Source organism: Sphingomonas jatrophae (assembly GCF_900113315.1).
In the GTDB taxonomy this organism is placed as follows: Bacteria; Pseudomonadota; Alphaproteobacteria; order Sphingomonadales; family Sphingomonadaceae; genus Sphingomonas_P; species Sphingomonas_P jatrophae.
In genome coordinates, this window is the sequence record NZ_FOZG01000001.1 from 1,092,149 (window position 1) to 1,109,097 (window position 16,949).

General features: G+C 70.1%; 14 protein-coding genes. 5 read left to right on the forward strand and 9 right to left on the reverse strand.

Going from position 1 to position 16,949, the window contains the following annotated elements:
- Nucleotides 1-48 precede the first annotated feature (48 nt).
- Together BM360_RS05095 and BM360_RS05100 are read right to left on the reverse strand one after the other, a co-directional pair.
- Complete coding sequence (locus tag BM360_RS05095; protein ID WP_165611205.1) at nt 49-3,231, reverse strand: hybrid sensor histidine kinase/response regulator; 3,183 nt, start codon at nt 3,229-3,231, stop codon at nt 49-51.
- A gap of 152 nt (nt 3,232-3,383) precedes the next feature.
- The gene (locus BM360_RS05100) at nt 3,384-6,044 is read right to left on the reverse strand and encodes a TonB-dependent receptor plug domain-containing protein (RefSeq protein WP_093311703.1); all 2,661 of its coding nucleotides are present in this window, start codon (nt 6,042-6,044) and stop codon (nt 3,384-3,386) included.
- A 183-nt stretch (nt 6,045-6,227) separates the two neighbouring features.
- Between BM360_RS05100 and BM360_RS05105 the strand changes: the two genes are divergently transcribed.
- Both BM360_RS05105 and BM360_RS05110 read left to right on the forward strand, forming a co-directional pair.
- The gene (locus BM360_RS05105) at nt 6,228-7,202 is read left to right on the forward strand and encodes an SDR family oxidoreductase (protein ID WP_093311708.1); all 975 of its coding nucleotides are present in this window, start codon (nt 6,228-6,230) and stop codon (nt 7,200-7,202) included.
- Nucleotides 7,184-7,564, forward strand: a complete 381-nt coding sequence (locus BM360_RS05110) for a hypothetical protein (RefSeq protein WP_093311716.1) — start codon at nt 7,184-7,186, stop codon at nt 7,562-7,564. The genes BM360_RS05105 and BM360_RS05110 overlap by 19 nt, the downstream gene beginning before the upstream one ends.
- Here the strand turns inward: BM360_RS05110 and BM360_RS05115 are convergent.
- The 4 genes from BM360_RS05115 to BM360_RS05130 are packed head-to-tail and all read right to left on the reverse strand — an operon-like array spanning nt 7,516 to nt 10,573.
- The gene (locus BM360_RS05115) at nt 7,516-8,013 is read right to left on the reverse strand and encodes a nucleoside deaminase (RefSeq protein WP_093311724.1); all 498 of its coding nucleotides are present in this window, start codon (nt 8,011-8,013) and stop codon (nt 7,516-7,518) included. The two genes, BM360_RS05110 and BM360_RS05115, sit on opposite strands and share 49 nt — an antisense overlap.
- A gap of 38 nt (nt 8,014-8,051) precedes the next feature.
- Nucleotides 8,052-9,068, reverse strand: a complete 1,017-nt coding sequence (locus BM360_RS05120) for an LLM class flavin-dependent oxidoreductase (protein ID WP_093311731.1) — start codon at nt 9,066-9,068, stop codon at nt 8,052-8,054.
- Nucleotides 9,065-9,979: an ATP-grasp domain-containing protein gene (locus BM360_RS05125; RefSeq protein ID WP_093311736.1), complete on the reverse strand. Its 915-nt coding sequence runs from the start codon at nt 9,977-9,979 to the stop codon at nt 9,065-9,067. The genes BM360_RS05120 and BM360_RS05125 overlap by 4 nt, the downstream gene beginning before the upstream one ends.
- 57 nt (nt 9,980-10,036) lie before the next feature.
- Nucleotides 10,037-10,573 (reverse strand): ankyrin repeat domain-containing protein, encoded by a 537-nt coding sequence (locus tag BM360_RS05130; RefSeq protein WP_165611206.1) that lies wholly within the window; start codon nt 10,571-10,573, stop codon nt 10,037-10,039.
- A gap of 123 nt (nt 10,574-10,696) precedes the next feature.
- Between BM360_RS05130 and BM360_RS19505 the strand changes: the two genes are divergently transcribed.
- Together BM360_RS19505 and BM360_RS05135 are read left to right on the forward strand one after the other, a co-directional pair.
- The gene (locus BM360_RS19505; RefSeq protein ID WP_165611207.1) at nt 10,697-10,843 is read left to right on the forward strand and encodes a hypothetical protein; all 147 of its coding nucleotides are present in this window, start codon (nt 10,697-10,699) and stop codon (nt 10,841-10,843) included.
- A gap of 74 nt (nt 10,844-10,917) precedes the next feature.
- Nucleotides 10,918-12,570: a DEAD/DEAH box helicase gene (locus BM360_RS05135; RefSeq protein WP_093311743.1), complete on the forward strand. Its 1,653-nt coding sequence runs from the start codon at nt 10,918-10,920 to the stop codon at nt 12,568-12,570.
- 2 nt (nt 12,571-12,572) lie between these two features.
- Here the strand turns inward: BM360_RS05135 and BM360_RS05140 are convergent, their stop codons facing one another.
- From BM360_RS05140 to BM360_RS05150, 3 genes are read right to left on the reverse strand one after another with little or no spacing between them, the layout of a single operon-like run.
- Nucleotides 12,573-14,996: a TonB-dependent receptor gene (locus tag BM360_RS05140; protein ID WP_093311746.1), complete on the reverse strand. Its 2,424-nt coding sequence runs from the start codon at nt 14,994-14,996 to the stop codon at nt 12,573-12,575.
- On the reverse strand, nt 14,972-15,895 hold the full coding sequence (locus BM360_RS05145; protein WP_242653323.1) for a FecR family protein: 924 nt from the start codon (nt 15,893-15,895) through the stop codon (nt 14,972-14,974). The genes BM360_RS05140 and BM360_RS05145 overlap by 25 nt, the downstream gene beginning before the upstream one ends.
- Before the next feature lie 36 nt (nt 15,896-15,931).
- Nucleotides 15,932-16,441: an RNA polymerase sigma factor gene (locus BM360_RS05150; RefSeq protein ID WP_093311749.1), complete on the reverse strand. Its 510-nt coding sequence runs from the start codon at nt 16,439-16,441 to the stop codon at nt 15,932-15,934.
- Nucleotides 16,442-16,623: 182 nt separating this feature from the next.
- On the opposite strand from BM360_RS05150, the gene BM360_RS05155 reads away from it, so the two are divergent.
- Nucleotides 16,624-16,938: a hypothetical protein gene (locus BM360_RS05155; protein WP_093311752.1), complete on the forward strand. Its 315-nt coding sequence runs from the start codon at nt 16,624-16,626 to the stop codon at nt 16,936-16,938.
- The last annotated feature ends 11 nt before the right edge of the window (nt 16,939-16,949 follow it).

The following is a 16,949-nucleotide window of genomic DNA, read 5'->3' on the forward strand; positions in this document are numbered from 1 at the left end:
CCGCAGGAGATAGGAAGCGGGCCGCGAGATTAGAATGGATCCGCCTGCCTAGCCGCCCACCAGCGGCAACAGGCTGTCGGCAAGCTCGTCCTTGCGGAACGGCTTTGCCAGGCGGGGCAGATCGGGGGCGACGCCGTCCTGCTCGGCATAGCCGGACACCAGCAGCACCGGCGTCCCCGGCCTGAGCGACCGTACCGCCTGCGCCAGATCGGATCCGGTCATGCCCGGCATCAGGTGATCGGTCACCAGCACGTCAAACGGCGTCGCGCAGCCGACCAGCGCGAGCGCTTCCTCCGCCGATGTCGCCTCGGTGACGCGGAAGCCGAGATCGCTCAGCATGTCGGCGGTGCTCATCCGCACCAGATCCTCGTCGTCGACCAGCAGCACCGTGCCGCGCCCGCCGCCTGCCTGTGTCGCCGCCGGGCGCGCGCCGGCCTGCTCCGGTGCGGCGCTGCTGCGCGGCAGCCACAGGTCGACGCAGGTGCCGAGCGCCGGCTGGCTGCGGATGGTCAACGCGCCGCCCAGCTGCGACGCGAGGCCGTGCACCATCGACAGGCCGAGGCCCGTCCCCTTGCCGATGCCCTTGGTGGAGAAGAACGGCTCCACCGCGCGCGCCAGCGTCCCCTCGCTCATGCCGATGCCGGTATCCGCGACCGACAGGCGGATATAGCGGCCGGCGGGCAGATCGGCGGGGTGGCCGGCGTCGATCGCCTCGTCCGTCGCCGCGATCCGCAGCGTGCCGCCATCCGGCATCGCATCGCGCGCATTCACCGCAAGGTTGAGCAGCGCCATTTCGAGCTGGTTCGGATCCGCCTTGGCGGGCGGGAGATCCGGCGCGGTCTCCACCACCACCTTGATCTGCGGGCCGGCAGTGCTGGCGACCAGCTCTCCCATGCCCGCGACCAGCGCCGCCACGTCCACCGGCACGGGCTGCAACGGCTGGCGCCGCGCGAAGGCGAGCAATCGCTGCACCAGCGTGCGCGCCCGCTCGGCCGATTGCATCGCGCCCGCGATCAGCCGCTGCTCGCGCTCGCCGCCCACGCCACGGCGCTGGAGCATGTCGAGCGAGCCGACAATGGGGGTCAGCAGATTGTTGAAGTCATGCGCGACGCCGCCGGTCAGCTGGCCCATCGCCTCCATCTTCTGGCTCTGCCGCAACGCTTCCTGCGCCGCCTCCAGCTCGGCCTGCCGCGCCTTCTCCTCGGTGATGTCACGCGTGATCGAGTAGAGCTTGCCACCCTCCGGCACCGCCATCCACGACAGCCAGCGCCACTCGCCCGCTTTGGTTCGATAGCGGTTCTCGAGGTTTATGACGGGGCTGCTGCTGCGCACGCGCTCGAACGCGGCGGCACTGGTGTCGACATCGTCGGGGTGCAGGAACTGCACATAAGGCTGGCCGACGATCTCGGCGGCGGACCAGCCGAGGGACGTCGTCCAGGCCGGGTTCACCGCGTCGAAGGCGGCCGTTTCCATGTCGATCACCGACAGCAGGTCGAGGCTGTAGCGCCAGATCATGCCGCGCTCGCGGCTGCGCTCCACCACCTGCCGTTCCAGATCCGCATTAAGCGCGAGCAGCGCCTGCTCGGCCAGCTTGCGATCGTGGATGTCGATCGACGCGCCATACCAGCGCACGATCTCGCCCGTGTCCGGATCGCGCCACGGCTCGCCGCGGACGAGAAACCAGCGATACTCGCCCGTGGCGGAGCGGATGCGATGCTCGACGAGGAAGGTGGTGCCCGTCTGCCGTGCGCGGTCGAACGCGATCATCGTCGCCTCGCCATCGTCCGGATGGACCTGGCTTTCCGCCACTTCGCCCGCGGTGGTCGGCAAGGGCGCCGCGCCGGTATAGGCGAACCATTGCCGGTTGAAGAATTCGACCCGTGCCTCCGCATCGGTGATCCAGACGATCTGCGGCACCGCATCGGCCATCACGCGGAACTGCGCCTCGCTGATGCGCAGCGCAGTCTCGGCTTCCTTGCGCTCGTGAATGTCGATCGAGCTGCCGACCCACGCGGTGATCGCGCCGTCCTCCCCGCGCTGCGGCTCTGCCCTGGCGACATACCAGCGATAGGCGCCATCGTGCCGGCGATACCGGATCTCGATCTCGTAGGTGACGCCGCGCGCGCGGGCATCGGCCCAGCGCTCCGCCGTCGGGCGGACATCGTCGGGGTGGAGCGTGTTGACCCAACCGTCGGGCAGCGCCGCTTCCGGTGTCTGCCCGGTGAACTCGTACCAGCGGTCGTTGAAGTAATGCAGCTCGCCGTCAGGCGTCGCGAACCACACGATGGCAGGCAATGAATTGGTCAGGCGACGCAGCGACTGCTCGCTCTGCCGCTGCCGCTCCTCGCTGCTGCGGCGATCGTCGATGTCGACGACCGATCCGACATGGCCGAGATAGTCGCCATCGTCGCCGAAACGCGGTGCGGCGGCATCGAGCGCCCAGCGGTAGCATCCATCCGCCCCGCGCAGGCGATATTCCAGCCGGAAGGCGGTGCGCGCCTCATTGGCTTGGCGGAACACGCGCTCCGCCTCGGCGCGGTCGTCCGGATGGATCGGATCGAGCCAGCCGAAGCCTTCCGCCGCACTCGGCGACTGGCCGGTGAACTCGAACCATGCGCGGTTGAGATAGGTGCAATAGCCGCTCGGATCCGTCACCCACATCATCATGGGCGCGTGATCGGCCATGTTGCGAAATCGCGCCTCGCTCTCGCTCAGCGCCCGCTCGGCCAGCACCTGCTTCGTCGTTTCGGTGCAGGCGCAGTACATGCCTGCCACCCGGCCCTCATCGTCGTGGACGGGCGAGTAGGAGAAGGTGAACCATGCCCGCTCGTCATAGCCCCTGCGGCGCATGATGAGCGGCAGATCCTGCTGGTAGGTCGCCCTGCCTGCCATCGCGGCATCGACCAGCGGCGAAATGTCAGGCCAGATCTCCGGCCACACATCCTCGAACGGCGTGCCCAGCGCCTGCGGATGCTTCATTCCCAGGATCGGCACATAGGCTTCGTTGTAGAGGAAGCCGAGCTTTGGTCCCCACGCGACGAACATCGGAAATCTGGAAGACAGCATCAACGAGACGACCAGCCGCAATGCGTGCGGCCATGTGTCCGGGGTGCCGAGGGGAGAGTTGGTCCAGTCATGCTGCCGCATCAGTGCGGCAATCTCGTCATCGCCATTCAGGAAGCCGAGGTCGGACGATACGAGTTGGGCGGTCATCTCGACGTCTTCGCTCACCTGCGCTTGCTCCAGGCCCCGACGCCCCCAGGGAACACGGTGCCGTGGTCACTAACGCAGCTTGCCGCAAGTCGGTGCATCGGCCGAGCATCGACACGAGAGAACATCGCCGGCAACGGCGCCCCTCCGTCCCCGGAGAGGCGCCGCCCGCATCAGAACTTGGCGGTCACGCGTGCGTAGAGGAAGCGCCCGTTGAAGCCGAATGGCGAGAAGTTGGACCAGGGCGCGACATAGTTGGTCGCCGAATAGGCCCGCGCCGCGCCCGTCACCGGATCGGTGCCGAGCCCGACCGGCACACGGTCGGGATAAACGTCGAACAGGTTGTTCGCGCCGACCGCCAGTTCGAGATGCTGGCCGACATCCGCGCGCACTTCCAGGTCGCTCACCCACTTGGCGCCCAGCCGCACGTCGCCGAACTGGTCGGCGCCCGCCGCCAGCACGCGGCCGAACCGGTTGGTGCGCGCCGTGATGCCGAACGGCCCGCGCTCATAATCGAGCGACAGGTTGATCTTGGTGCGCGGCTGGCCCTGCGTCAGACGCAGCTGCTCCTGCCGGCCGAACAGGACGAGGCCGGGAATGTTGGCCAGCGGCCCGGGTGCCGCAAGGATGCGCTCCAGCTTGGTCTTGTTGTAGTTGAAGCCGGCGGTGGCGTTCAGCCGCCCGTCGAACAGCTCCATGCGGTACGTCGCCACCGCATCGATGCCGCGCGTGCGCGTGTCGACGCCGTTGACGAAGAAGCGCGCCGCATTGGTCGCGGTGAAGCCCGCCTGATCGAGGATGCGCGCGATCGACACGCCCGGGTTGGTCGCCCCGGCCGCACGGTTTGCGGTCAGGTTGTCCGTCACGACGATGCGGTCGTCGATCGACACCTGATAGACGTCGACCGTCACGTTCAGCCGTGGCACCGCCGTGATGACGACGCCCGCCGAATAGGACACCGAAGTTTCCGGATCGAGCGGCTGGGAGCCGAGCGCGACGGCGATCGGGTTGTTCACCGGCAGCGTCACCGTCTCCAGCAGCACGCCGTTGACGTTGTTGGTGGCCGATGCCGCGAAGAACTGCTGCTGGAGCGACGGCGCCCGGAATCCGGTCGAGATCGCACCGCGCAGTGCGAATCCTTCCACCGGCTCGAGCCGCGCGGCCAGCTTGCCGTTCCAGTCGGAGCCGAAGTCCGAGTAGTCCTCGTAGCGCCCGGCCGCCTGCACGCTGAACGCGTCCGTCACGTCGAGGTCCGCCTCGACATAGGCCGACCAGTTGTGGCGCGCATTGAGCTGGTCGACGCGCTGGCCGCCGATCAGGGGCGCGATGCCGGGGAAGCCCTGTGCCCCCGACGGCGTGCCGACGACCGGGCCCGCATTGTAGCTGGACGGCTCACCCGCCTTCAGCTGGTAGGTCTCGCGCCGATATTCGCCGCCCGCCGCGAGCGTCAGGCTCTTGGCGAAGCCGACCGTGATGTCCTTGCTCAGGTCGAGGTTGGCGACCGTCTGCGTATAGCGCAGCCCGCCTGCATCGAACGCGGTCTTCTGCCCCGGCAGCGTTCCGTAGGAGCGGTTGAGCGTGTTGCTGATGAGGAAATCGAACGCGTTGCGCGCGGTGTTCGCCGACAGGTCGTAACGGAAGCCGTCGCCGATCTCGCCCTTGATGCCGATCACGCCGGAAATGTCGTCGAGATCGGTGTTGATCAGCGGCAGGAAGCCGTCGGGGTAGATGGCGGCAACGTTGCGCGCATCGTTGGCCAACCGCACGAACGCGCCCGACGTGCCCTCGCGATAGCCGTAGCTGCCGAACGCATACAGCTCCGCATTCTCGCCGAGCGGCGCGGAGGTGTTCACGAACAGCTTGAGATCCTTGGTCGCCGCATCGCCATAGCGGTGGCTCAGGCGATTGATCGTGAACTCGCGCGGATCGACCGCGCCGCTCGCCAGCCGGTTATACTGCCGGCGCGGATCGTAGCCGGTGCGGTTGGTCGGGTTGCGATCCTGATATTCGAACGAGACGTTGAGATTGCCCTCGCCGAACACCGGCACGCCGACGGTGGCGGCAACGGTCAGCGTCTCGCCATCCGAAACCTTGCGGTCCTTGCCCGTCGTGTTCGTCGCGAACACGTCGCCATTGCCGTTGCGGTTGGCGTCGGGCGTCAGCACCGGCTGGCCCGCCGCGTTGGTCTGCAGGCCGGTGAACGCCTCGATGCCGTCGACGCGGCTCTCATACTGGCCGTAGGTGGCGGTGATCCGCGCGCCCGTTTCCCGCGAGAGCTGGAAGTTGATCACGCCGGCGATCGCGTCGGACCCATATTGCGCAGCCGCACCGTCGCGCAGCACCTCGACCCGCGACAGCGCGATGGACGGGATCAGGTTGATGTCCACCGCCGCCGCACCGCGGCCGACCGAGCCGTTGATGTTGAGCAGCGCCGTGGTGTGGCGGCGCTTGCCGTTGACCAGCACCAGGGTCTGGTCGGGCGACAGGCCGCGCAGCGTCGCCGGGCGGACGACGTCGGTGCCGTCGGTGATCGACGGCTGGGGGAAGTTGAAGCTTGGCACCAGCTGGTTGAGGATGCGGTTCGTCTCGGTGAAGCCGTTATTCTGGATCGCATCGGTGGTCAGCACGTCGATCGGCACCGTGCTGTCGGAAATGGTGCGGTTGGCGCGGCGCGTGCCGGTGACGATCACGGTGCCGCTGTCGGCCACCGCGCTGTCGACGTTCGCCGCATCGGAGGCGATTGCCGCATCCGACGGGGTTTCCTGCGCCATTGCGGCAACGGGCAGCAGCGCGAACGCGGATGCGGACGCGGCAAGACATAGACGAAGCGACATGATTTCCCCCTCAAGTCACAGACCTGTGCCGACGTGTCTCGCAGCCCTCCGCACCCCCGTCCATCGGTCCGGACCGGGCTGAACAAACATGTAACGATTGTTGCAAAAGCGACACGGAGGCGCGCCGCGGAACGCCCAGGCGGCGGCAAGCGTCTCCCTCGCACGACAGATCGGGAAGCGAACATGGCAGAAAAGAGCAAGGCGCTGCGCGTTGTCATCACCGGCGCATCCAGCGGCATCGGCGCGGCTACCGCCCTCGCCTTCGCCAGGCGTGGCGCGCAGCTGGTGATCGCGGCGCGCGGTGAGGCAGGGCTGGAGGATATCGCCGCACGTTGCCGCGCGGCCGGCGGCCAGGCGCATCCCCGCACCGTCGACGTCACTGACGCCGCGGCCGTCGCCCGGCTTGCCGCGGAGGCGCGCGATCTGCTCGGCGGGATCGATCTGTGGTTCAGCAATGTCGGCGTCGGCGTCGTCGGCAAATATGAGGATGTGCCGATCGCCGATCACACGCAGGTCGTCGCCGCCAACCTGCTCGGCCACATGAATGATGCCCATGCGGTGCTGCCGATCTTCCTCGCGCAGGATCACGGCATCTTCGTCAACATGATTTCGGTCGGCGGCTTCGTCGCGACGCCCTATGCGGCCGCCTATTCGGCCAGCAAGTTCGGCCTGCGCGGCTTCAGCGAGGCGCTGCGCGGCGAAGTCTCGAAGCACCCGCGCATCCACATCTGCGATGTCTATCCGACGTTCGTCGACACGCCGGGCATCGATCATGCCGGCAATTATACGGGCGCGAAGCTCTCCATCCCGCCCGGTGCGCTCGCGCCCGAGACGGTGGCCAAGGCGGTGGTGCGGCTGGCGGATCGCCCGCGCAACACGACGGCGGTCGGCGCGCCGGCTATCGCCTTGAAGCTCAATGACTTCCTCGTGCCCAATCTCGGCGCGGCGGTGATGAACGGCTTCATGGATTACTGGTCCGACCATGCGGAGGATGGCGAGGATGGCAGCGGCGCGCTGCACGATCCCGCACCGGGCGCGAGCGGCATCGACGGCGGCCGCCGCCGGCCCGATCAGCGGCGCAAGGCGGCGGTTGCCGCGGGTGCCGCGGCAGTCGGCGTCGCGGCGCTGGGCGCGATCCTGTGGCGGCGGCGCAGCTAGACCCGCTCGCCACGCCGGACGGCCGCTACATCGTCGTGCGCGGCCGGCTGTGGCGGCGCAGCGATCCGGCGCTGGATCCCGCCGCGCGGCAGGCGCTGGTGAACGCGCTGATGGCGGCCCGCAGCGCCGTCCGCTCGGCGCTCCGCAGCGACGACGCCCGCGCACTCGCCGCCGCCCGCGCGCAGGTGCACGCGGCCAAGGTGTCGCTCGGGGAGCGCGGCCCGGTCTGGTGGAGCGACGGCGCGCCCGACCAGAACCGGCGCATGGCGAAGAACAGCAGCTATGCCGACTGGTTCGCCGCGCTGCCCGAGGATCAGAGGTTGGCCTGCTCCTCCTGCGGCAGGTCGGCGCCGGGCGGATAATAGAGCGTCGCGCATTCCTCGCGCAGGCAGCCGCCCTCGATCACGATGTCGTCGCGATAGGCGTCCGCGATGAAGCCCAGCGTATCGACATGCCGCGCCTCGAAATACATTTCGTGCACATCCGCGCGCCCGGCACCGTAGACGACGCGGCCGACCTTGGACCAGATCGATGCCATGGTGCACATGCCGCAGGGTTGCAGCGTGGAATAGAGCGTCGCCCCGCGCAGCTCCAGCTCGCCCGTCCCTTCGCACGCGCGGCGGATCGCCATCATCTCGGCGTGCGCGGTGGCGTCGGGCAGCTCGTGCGTCTGGTTGCGCTCGCCCGCAATCTCCTCGCCGTCGAGCACGATCACCGAGCCGAGCGGCGAGGTGGACGGGTGCGATCCCTTGGACCGCGCAATCTCGATCGCGCGGCGCATCCAGCGTTCGTCTTCTTCTGTTAGACTCATGCGTAAGGCACCTCCGAGGCGCCCAACGAAGCAGGCGCTCAGGCGGTCCCCATCACCTGCACCGCGAACCGCTCCATTTCCTCGGCCTGCGGGCTCATCTGGAGCAGCAGCAGATCCAGCCCCGCGCCCTGATAATCGGCGATGCGCTGCTTCAGCTGTTCGGGCGTGCCGACCAGATCGGGCCGAAGCCCGCGGTTCGACACCGAATATTCCTGCAGCTTCAGCTCGCGCTCCAGCTGCGTGCCCGACAGCCACTGATCGAAATTGGCATAGCCGGCGGGCAGTTCGGTCACGCTGGTGATCCGCTCCAGCTCGCGCTTGGCCTCCGCCTCGCTGTCGCGCACGATGGCATAAGCGGCCATGCCGTATTGCATCGGTGCGCCGCCCGCCGCCTCGCGCCGGCGCGCCATGTCGGCGATCTTGGGCGCCACCGCCGACACCGGATCGCCATGCATCACATAGGCGTCGCATTGCCGCGCGATCATCGTCTTGGCCGCGTCGCTCTCGCCGCCGGCATAGACAGTCGGCCGCGTCGCCGGCTTCGGCGCGCAGACCGCCTCCTCGGTGCGGTAGAAGCGGCCTTCGTAGCTGAAGCGCTGCTCGGTCCACAGCCCGTCCACCACGTCCAGCCATTCGGAGGTGCGCGCATAGCGATCGTCATGCTGGTCGAACTGGAGGCCATATTGCCGCGCCTCGTCCGCCCACCAGCTTGACACGACGTTCAGCGCCAGCCGCCCGCCCGAAATGCGGTCGATATTGGCCGCCGCCTTGGCGAACAAGGCCGGGTGGTGGAAGTTGGGCCGCACCGCCACCATCAGCTCGATCCGCTCGGTCACTGCGGCCAGTGCCGCCGCGGTCGACCAGGCGTCGAGCGCGGGCTGCTCGATGCCCTTGATGTCGTTGAGGTTCAGCTCGGCGATCAGCGTCAGGTCATAGCCCCAGCGCTCGGACGCCTGCGTCAGCCGCTTCGCATAATCCCAGCTCGCCTCCATCCCCTCGTCGGGCACGTTGCGCAGCCACCCGCCGAAAACGGGCATCCAGTAGCCGAACCTCATGCACGGCTCTCCGCGATGACGCCTTCCAGCCAGTCGACCAGCCGCTCGTGCGGATCCCAGCCGAGCACGCCCTGCGGATTGGCGACGAAGTTGGACAAGGCGTTGATGTCGTAGAAGCGGGGCGTGGCATCACGGTCGTCGATCAGCACCTCGACACCGCCCACGTCGATGCCCGCCCGCGCGACGATCGCCTCCGCCGAGGCGACCAGTGAAGCGTCCGGCTCCACCCGCGTCATCGTGACGGTCGGGCGGCCGGGCACCGCGCAGGCATCCGCCGGGCACAGATCGAAACTGCCGCCGCCATCCACCTCGATGGCGTAGAGGAAGCGGCCCGCCAGCGTCTCGATCCGCGTGATCGTGCCGCCGCGCGCAGGCGCATATTCCTGCACCAGCAGCACCCGGTCGATGCTGTCGGGCACGCTGCCGTCCGCCACCGCCGCGGCCAGCGCGCCCACATCGTCATAGCGGACGATCCCCGCACCCGATCCGCCGATATTGGCCTTGACCACGATGGGGAAGCGCAGCCCCGCCGCGGCCTCCGGCAGGTCCGCCGCCCGGTGCACCACGCGCGTCGCCGGGATGCCGAGGCCCAGCCCCGCGATCAGCGACAGCTGCCGCGCCTTGGAGGCATCCACCGCCATCGCCTGCGCCCCGTTCAGCACCCGCGCGCCGCGATCCTGCCAATGCGCCAGCGCCGCGGCGGCATGGAAGATCGGGTGCTCGGGCGAGCGCAGGAAGCTCGACATCGCGATCCGGTTGAACACGACGCGGGCGGGCGGTGCGCTCTCCGCCGGATCGAAGGCGAAGCCATCCGCATGGATCGCGCGGTATGCGACGCCGCGCCGGTCCAGCGCCGCGAACAGGGGCGCGAACCACGCGGGATGCTCGTAAAGGATGGCGAGATCGATCATGCGGTCCTGCTAGCCGAACCGGTCAGCTGCGGAGAAGGCCCAATTTCCGCGGCCATATCAGCCGCCTATCTCGCTCGCCGCCTCGATCCGCTCCAGCATCGCGGCATTGCCCTGCGCCGCGGCGACGCGCGCCGGGCTGTTCCCCGCCTCGTCTTCCGCGCGCGGATCGGCGCCGCGCGCCAGCAGCAGATCGACGATGGCGCCGTGGCCGAACATCACCGCACTCATCAGCGCGGTCTGCCCGGCATTGTTGCGGGCGTCCACCGTCGCGCCCGCATCCAGCAGCAGGCGCGCAATCGCGTCATAGCCCTTGAACGCGACACCCATCAGCGCCGTATTGCCGCGCGCGCCATCGGGCGCATCGGGGTTTGCTCCTTCGGCCAGCAGCAGCGCGGTGGTCGATTCCTGCCCGTTATAGCTGGCGAGGATCAGCGCCGTGTAACCGCGCGCATCCCGCGCATCGATCGGGACGCCCGCCTGGAGCAAGGCCGGGATCACGTCATCGCGCCCGATCCGCGCCGCATCGTGCAGCAATTCCAGCAACCGCTCGGGCGAGGGCAGCGGCGGCAGGTCGGCGTGCGTCTCGTCGGTCATGGTCCTGCCTTTCGCCCATCGGCCTGCGGAAGATGGGTAATCCCCCGCCCGCGCAGGAGTTGCAGGCGGCCCTCATGGCAGCCGCCGCATCCATTCGGCTGGCCAAGCGTCTATGCTCCCGCCATGAGCCTCGACGACACCATCATCGACACACCCGACGGTCCGATGACTTTTGCGGAGTGGAAGAAGAAGAACCCGGTGCAGCGCCCCTCCCGCCGCACCAAGGGCAAGGATCTGCCCAACAAGGTAAAGACGCGCACCGGCGAATAGAAAAGGGCGCGTTAAGCGACCCTTGGGGCGCATCACGCCTTGCGTCCGCGCGCCTATGCCCCCAAGTGCGTCCGATGCCGTTCAGCTTGTTGCCCGTACCGCTTCGCGAAGCGTTGACCGAACGCGGCTATGCCGCCCCAACCGCCGTGCAGGCCGCCATGCTGGAGGAGGATCGCGGCACGCGCGATCTGATCGTCTCGGCGCAGACCGGCTCGGGCAAGACCGTCGCCTTCGGCATCGCCATTGCCGGCCAGCTGCTCGACGAGGAAGGCCGCGCCGGCGTGCCCGGCCTGCCCCGCGCGCTGGTGATTGCGCCGACGCGCGAACTCGCGCTTCAGGTCAGCCGCGAGCTGCAATGGCTCTATGCGCGTGCCGGCGTGCGCATCACCAGCTGCGTTGGCGGCATGGATCCGTCGCGCGAACGGCGCGCGCTCAGCCACGGCACGCATATCATTGTCGGCACGCCGGGCCGCCTGCGCGACCATCTTGAGCGCGGCGCCCTCGATCTGTCGGGTCTCGCCGCCGTCATCCTCGACGAGGCGGACGAGATGCTCGACATGGGCTTCCGCGAGGATCTGGAGGAGCTGCTCGATGCCGCCCCGGCGGAGCGGCGCACCCTGCTCTTCTCGGCGACGATGCCGCGGCCGATCGTGGCGCTCGCCCGCCGTTACCAGAAGGACGCGCTCACCGTCTCGACGCTCGGGGCCGAGCGCGGGCATGGCGACATCAGCTACCAGGCGGTCACCGTCGCGCCGTCCGATATCGAGAATGCGGTGGTCAACCTCCTCCGCTTCCATGAGCCCGACACCGCGATCATCTTCTGCGCGACGCGGGAGGCGGTGCGCCAGCTGCACGCGCGGCTGGTCGATCGCGGCTTCCACGCCGTCGCGCTGTCGGGCGAGCATAGCCAGAGCGAGCGCAACCATGCGCTCCAGGCCCTGCGCGATCGCCGCGCCCGCGTCTGCGTGGCCACCGATGTCGCGGCCCGCGGCATCGACCTGCCGAACCTCAGCCTCGTCATCCACGCCGAGCTGCCGCGCGATGCGGAGGCGTTGCAGCATCGCTCGGGCCGCACCGGGCGTGCGGGCAAGAAGGGTATCGCCGCGCTGATCGTGCCCTATCCGCGCCGCCGCCGCACCGAGGCGATGCTGCGCGACGCGCGCGTCACCGTCGAATGGGGTACGCCGCCGACGCCCGAACAGGTCGCCGAGGCGGATCGCGAACGACTGCTGGCGGCGCTCTCCGCGCCGGTCGAGCTGGACGACGAGGATCGCGCGCTCGGCGCCCGTCTGCTGGCCGAACGCCAGCCGGACGAGATTGCCGCCATGCTCGTCCGCGCCCACCGCGCGCGCCTGCCCGCCGCCGAGGAACTGCTCGACGCCCCCGCCCCGCGCGAGCGCCGCCAAGAGGATGGCGCTCCCGGCATCGGTGACAGCGTGTGGTTCCGCATGAACATCGGGCGCGAGCATCGCGCCGATCCGCGCTGGCTGCTGCCCCTGCTCTGCCGCCGCGGCCACATCCAGAAGCGTGAGGTCGGCGCGATCCGCATCGGCCAGCGGGAGACGATGTTCGAGGTGCCGCGCAGCGTCGCCGGCCGCTTCATGGCGGCGGTGAAGCGGACGGCGGAGGCCGATCCCGAGCTGATCATCCTGCCCGCCGAAGGCGGCCCCGAGGGCGGCGCACGCCGGCCGGAGCGCCCGCGCGGACCCCGCCCGCCGCGGCACTGATTTCAGAAGCCCGCGTCCAGCCCGATCCGCAGCGTGCGCGGGCGCAGCGGGGTCACCTGCTCGCGCCCGGTGGTGAACGGCGTGCCGAGCGCGAAGCGGTTACCCGCGGCATCACCGATATTGGTCAGGCCCAGCGTCACGCCCAGCCGCGGGCGGCCGATGCGCAGCGTCAGCGCATTGTCCAGATAGTCGCCCTGCAGGTCGCCCAGCAGCGGCCCGATGCCCAGGCGCGAGCGGCCGACATAGCGCACCCAGCCCGTCGCCCTGAGATCGAGCCCGTCGCCCAGCTCGTGCGTCCACTCGAATCCCGCCCGCGCCGCATAACGCGCAACGTTCGGCACCCGGCTGCCCCGCGCCAGCGCGACGAACAGCGCGGCCGCAGGTGCGGTCACCGCGCTGTCGTTGAACGCGAGGCCCGCATCGAGCCGGAAGCCGGTGAGCGGCCGCCAATTGCCCGCCGCGCTCACCGTCCAGATCCGCCCATCGCCGATATTCGCGGTGCTCGGCAGGCCGAAACCGTCGATGAAGTCCGCCTGTATGTCGTGCCAGCGTGTGTGCGACACGCCCAGCGACAGCTCCGCCGGCGCCCCCGCCCGGCCGAGCCGCAATCCGCCTTCCAGCGTCGACAGCCGGTCGCCCTCGAAGCGGCGGACGAACAAGCCCTCGATCGCCAGCCCGCCCGGCCGGAAGCCCTGCTGATATCGCGCGAACAGGGTCACGCCCGGCCGCACATGCGCCAGCACCGATCCTGACGGCAGGAAGCTCGTCGCACCCCGTCGTGCCGTCACCGCCGCCCGCGCAACCGCCACCTGCGGCACCACGTCGCGCACCGCCCCGCTCACCCGCGCGTGGGACAGGCGCGCGCCGCCGGTGACGATCAGCCCGCTCAGCGGCTCGGCGCTCAGCTCACCATAGAGCGTTTGCTCGCGCACACGGTTCTTCACGCCGGTGACGGAGACGAGCGTGCCGGGCGGGCCCAGGGCACGGCCCAGCCGCGTGCCATTGTCGGTATAGCTGCCGCCCAGCAGCCAGCTCCACCCCGCCGCCATCGGCCGCCACAGCCGCGTTTCATGCGCGAACAGGCTCGTCTGGTTGACCTGCGCGAACAGCCGCGCCTCCCCGCGCGACAGCGGCGCGCCGGCAAGCTCGACGCCCGCCACCGGCTGCCCCACCGCGGTCGTCGCGTCATAGCGCTCACGCAATTGCTGCTCGATCACCGCGGTGGAGGATCGCAGCCGCACGCTCCCCAGCTCGCCCGAGACGACGATCTGCCCCAGCACATAATCCGCGGCGAAGCCTTCGGCGACGGCGCTCCGCCGGATCAGCCGCGGCGCATCGCGATCGGCATACTGGCTATCCTCGCCCCGCGTCCGCTGCGCCACGCCGCCGACATCCACGGTCCATCCGGCTGCCGGCTCGATCCGTACCGTCGCGCGGCCACCGGCGATGCGCGTGCGGTTGATGTCGCGCACGCCCCGCACCGGATTGTCGATATAGCCCCCCTCGCTGGAGCCATAGCCGACCAGCCGCACGCCGAGGCCGTCCGCCAGCGGCAGGTTCAGCATCCCGCTGGCATCCACGCCCGGATCGCCATGCTGCGTCACCGTCGCGCCGACCGCCGCCGCGCCCGCAAAGGCCGGGCCCGGCTCATTCGGCGTCAGGCGGATGATCCCGCCGAGCGACCCCGCGCCATAGAGCGAGCCTTGCGGCCCCTCCAGCACCTCCACGTCGCGCATGTCGACCAGCCGCAGATCCGGGTCGGGCGCATTGTAGGTCAGCCGCACGTCGCCGAGATACTGGCCGACGGTCGACTGGGTCGGCCCGGTAAAGCTGGAATCGGCGATGCCGCGGATGAACAGCTTGTTGCGCCCCGCGCCCAGATGCGTGGAGGACAGGCTCGCCACGCGCGCCAGCACGCCGTCCGTGCCGGTGGGCCCATTGGTCTCGAACTCTCGCCCGGCAATCACCGCCGCCATCCCCGCCACGTCGCGCAGCCGCACGTCGCGCTTGCTGGCGGTCACCACCACGTCCACCGCCACCGGCTCCACCGATGCGACGAGCACCGGCGCCCGCCGCGGCACCGCAGGCCGCGGCCGCAGCGTTGCGGCCGCCACGCGTCGCGGCGCCAGCTTCCACAGCCCCGGCCCGAGCGCCTGCACCTCCGCCCCGGCTGCTGCGGCAAGCCGGTCGAGCGCCGCCCGCATCGAATAACGCCCGCGCATCGCCGGTACCGGGCGCGACCACAAGGCGCCGCCCTCCACCGCGATGCTGACCCCGCCCGCCCGGCCGAGCTGCGCCACGCTTGCTCCGAGCGGCCCTGCCGGCAGGTCGAGCGCCAGCGGCCCGGCCGCAATCGCCGCGGCAGGCAGGGTCGTTGCCAGCAAAGCAGCCGCAAGGCGGATCACGGTGTCGCGACGATCTCCCATCCCTGGCCTGCACGCTGCATCCTCGCGCCGACCAGCGCGCCCAATCCTGCCGGATCGCGGGTGATGCCGTCCAGCTGGATCGTGCCGCGGAACGGCCGCTCGGCAAGATCCGGCGCGACCGTGATCGGCCGCCCCAGCGCGCGCGCCACGTCCGCCGCCACTTCGCGGAGCGGTGCGCCGTCATAATCCAGCCGGCCCGACCGCCAGCCACCGACGCTGTGCGCGGCGACGTCCGAGACGACCACGCCATCTGCCCCGCTGCGCAGCGCACGGCCGGCATCCAGCCGCACCTTCTCACCCTCAGGGTTGAAGATCACCGCGCCCTCCCCCACCGCGACGCGCGTCACGCCGGGCGCGTGGGTCACGTCGAACACGGTGCCGATGTCGACCAGCCGGTCCTGGCCCACGTCGACGCGGAACGGCCGCGCCGCATCGTGCCGCACGCTGAACAGCGCCTCGCCCCGCTCCAGCCGCGCCAGCCGCGTGTCGCGGCGGTCGAGCACCAGCTTCGTGCCGCCGTTCAGCGCGATGCTGCTGCCGTCCGCCAGCGCGATGGTGCGCGTGGTACCGTCGGCCGTCTCCACCGCATAAGGCTGCGCGCGCCGCTCCCACGCGCCGATCCCGACGGTTGCGACCAGCGAGGCTGCCAGAGCGCCCGCCATCCACCGCCGCGGGTCGGGCCGCCGCGGGGTCCCCTCGCGCTGCGTCGGTTCGGCCGGCAAGGCGGCCACTGCCTCGGTCATCTCCGCCACCTCTGCCGAAATGGCATGGTAAGCAGCGGCGTGGCGCGGATCGGCCTCCAGCCACGCGGCAAACGTCTCCCACTCCGCAAAGGCAGGATCGCCGGTGCGGGTCGCCCAATCGAGCGCCGCCTGTTCCACCCCGTCCTGCCCCGTCATGCGCGCCTCCACACCGACAGGACGGACTCGCGAGCCTCAAGCCTCATCGATCCGCCTCCTCGCGTCGATCAGCGCGCGCATCGCCTTGCGCAGATCGGCCTCGACGGTGCTGAGGCTGAGGCCCATTTCAGCCGCGATCGCCTTCTGCGCGACGTTGTCGATCCGGTGGCGGCGGAAGATGCGCGCCGCACGCTCCCCCACCGTCGCCAGCGCCGCATCCGCCGCAGCCAGCGTCTCGCGCGCGATCAGCGCCCGCTCGGGCGAGGGATCCTCCGACCGGTCCGGCACGACGGGGCCCGCCGCCTCGCTCCACGCCCGGTCGCGCAAGCTGCTCTGCCGCTCGGCGCGGTAGCGATCCAGCATCAGGTTGTTCGCCGCGCGGTAGAGGTATCCGGTCGGCGATGCGATCGGCCCCGTCTGTGCGGCCTGCAGCTTCAGCCACAATTCGTGCAGCACGTCCTCCGCGGCATCGCCGGCACCATGCGCGCGCAGGAAGCGCAGCAGGGCGTCGCGGTGGGAGAGGAAGATGGCTTCGAGGCCGGACATGCCTTGGCTCGCGGTGGTTCCCGCCTGCTAGCCCGGCTTCGTCCGTCCCGCCATCCCCCGACCCCCGCGAACATGTTCGACGCATGGCTTTTCAACTCGGTCGAATGATCCGTGCGAGTTTATGCGGCTGCTGCTGAAAGTCGGGCACGCTCATAACCGGGCCACGCCAACAGGAGGCCGCCATGCCCGCACTCGCCCAGCCCACCCTCTCCACCTCCGAATGGAATGCCGTCGCCATCGCGCTCAAGGATGCGCAGCGCTGCGGCTGCACCGCCGAGGCGATCGGCGAGGAAGCCGGCCCGGTCCGCCGCTTGGCCACCTTCCTCACCGGGCGCCGCCGCCCCAATCCGCTCGCCGATCCGCGGCTGGAGGCGGTGCGGCAGTTCGTCTGCACCAGCTATCGCCGCCGCGCCCCCGCGACCGAGATCGCGCCTGCGCTTGCCGAACATGGCTTCAACCGGGCGCAAATCGACGCGCTCGGCCTGCTTGCCCGCTGAAAGGCGCTGCC